Here is a 2,415-nt window from a genome sequence, read left to right as displayed (position 1 = left end):
CGTCGTCGTATTCACCTCTTCGTCATTAAGAGTGCGGGATGGATGCTGCCAGGTCAAGCCAACTGCAAGGCTTTTTCTATGCGGATCAATGCCTTTACCCTGATAGACGTCAAATAGCCTGAGGTCTGTCAGCCATTCCCCTGCATTTTCACGGATTACGTCCAGAACAGCACTGGCCGCAACACCTTGATCGGCAATCAGCGCCAGATCACGTCGTACTTCAGGGAAACGCGACAACTCGCTGAATTTAGGCATTTTGCCCGAGGCCACTTCAGCCAAGACTAGCTCAAAAACGAAGACTGGACGGTCCAGCCCCAAGGTTTTCGACAGTTCCGGGTGAATCGCGCCAACGAAGCCCACCAGGCGACCTTCACGTTCGATACGGGCAGTCTGGCCCGGGTGCAACGCCGGGTGTTTGCCAGGGGTGAAAGTGAAGGCATCCAGCGCACCGGCAAAGCCCAGCACCGCTTCCACATCGGCCTTGACGTCGAAGAAGTCGACGGTGTCGCGACCTTGTGCCCAGCCTTCCGGCAGACGGCTGCCGCAAACCACACCAGCCAGCATCGGCTCTTGCTTCAGGCCATCCAGCTGACCGACAAAACGCAGCCCGCTTTCGAACATGCGCACGCGGTCTTGCTGACGGTTCAGGTTGTGGGACAGCGCCTTAACCAGACCCGGCCACAGCGACGAGCGCATGGCGGCCATGTCGTTGGAGATCGGGTTAGCCAGCAACAGCGGCTCGACACCCGGGTTGAACAGTTCGAATTGCTTTGGATCGATGAAGCTGTAGGTCACCGCTTCCTGATAACCACGGGCAACCAGCAGGCGACGCAGTTCCGGCAGGTGTGCACGGGCTTCGGCTTTCGGCTGCGGCGCCAGGCGCGCTTGCGGGTAACGAACCGGCAGGCGGTTGTAGCCGTACAGGCGGGCCAGTTCTTCGATCAGGTCGACTTCCAGGCTGATATCGAAGCGATGGCTTGGCACTTCTACGTGCCACTGCCCTGCTTCACCGGCCGAGATGCCGAGGCCGAGTGCCGACAGCAGGCGCTCGATTTCAACCGGCTCGATCACCAGGCCGAGCATTTGCTCAACGGCCTTGGCGCGCAGGATGATCGGTGCAACCGACGGCAGGTGCTGTTCGCTGACAGTTTCGATGATCGGGCCGGCTTCGCCGCCAGTGATTTCCAGCAGCAGGCCAGTGGCGCGCTCCATGGCTTCACGGGCCAGCCGCCAGTCCACGCCACGCTCGTAGCGGTGCGAGGCGTCGGTGTGCAGGCCGTAGGAACGGGCCTTGCCAGCAATGGCGATCTGATCGAAGAAAGCGCTTTCGAGAAAGATGTCGCGAGTGGTTGCGGACACGCCACTGTGCTCCCCCCCCATCACGCCGGCAATCGCCAGGGCGCGGGAATGGTCAGCGATCACCAGGGTGTCGGCACGCAGGCTGACTTCCTGGCCGTCGAGCAGTACCAGCTTCTCGCCTTCCTCGGCCATGCGCACGCGGATGCCGCCGTTGATTTCGGCGAGGTCGAAGGCGTGCAGCGGTTGGCCCAGTTCCAGCATCACGTAGTTGGTGATGTCGACGGCAGCGTCGATGCTGCGCACTTCGGAACGGCGCAGGCGCTCAACCATCCACAGCGGGGTTGGCTTGGACAGGTCGACGTTACGGATCACGCGACCCAGGTAACGTGGGCAGGCGTTGGGAGCCAGCACTTCGATCGAACGCACTTCGTCGTGCACGGCAGGTACCGCTGCAACCACCGGGCGGGTCACGGTCGCGGCGTACAGTGCGCCGACTTCACGCGCCAGGCCCGCCAGCGACAGGCAGTCGCCGCGGTTCGGGGTCAGGTCGACCTCGATGCTGGCATCTTCCAGTTCCAGATAGACACGGATGTCCTGGCCCACTGGCGCATCGGCCGGCAGTTCCATCAGGCCATCGTTGCCTTCACCGACCTGCAGTTCCGCCTGGGAGCACAGCATGCCGTTGGACTCAACGCCACGCAGCTTGGCCTTCTTGATCTTGAAGTCGCCTGGCAGCTCGGCACCGATCATGGCGAACGGGATTTTCAGGCCCGGGCGCACGTTTGGCGCTCCGCACACGACCTGGAAGGTTTCCGCGCCGTTGCTGACCTGGCACACACGCAACTTGTCAGCGTCCGGGTGTTGCTCGGTGCTCAGCACCTCACCCACAACCACACCACTGAAAACACCGGCGGCCGGCGTAACGCTATCGACCTCAAGGCCGGCCATCGACAGACGAGCAACCAGCTCGTCGCGACTTACCTGCGGGCTTACCCAGCCACGCAGCCATTGTTCACTGAATTTCATCCTGCTCTCCTAAAGATCCGTTACGACTAGCGAAATTGCGCGAGGAACCGCAAGTCGTTGTCGAAGAACAGACGCAAGTCGTTCTCGCCG

1 protein-coding gene is annotated in these 2,415 nt (G+C 61.8%); it reads right to left on the bottom strand.

The genetic code is table 11. From position 1 onward, the window contains the following. On the bottom strand, positions 1-2,325 hold a 2,325-nt coding region (gene pheT / locus ACIOMR_RS30860), incomplete at its 3' end, for a phenylalanine--tRNA ligase subunit beta (protein ID WP_401198206.1). Positions 2,326-2,415: the final 90 nt, after the last annotated feature.

The sequence above is a fragment of the Pseudomonas sp. NPDC087814 genome (genome assembly GCF_044742865.1).
GTDB lineage: Bacteria > Pseudomonadota > Gammaproteobacteria > Pseudomonadales > Pseudomonadaceae > Aquipseudomonas.
The sequence above is the reverse complement of the archived record's forward strand: the minus strand, read 5'-3'. Positions and strand labels throughout refer to the sequence as shown.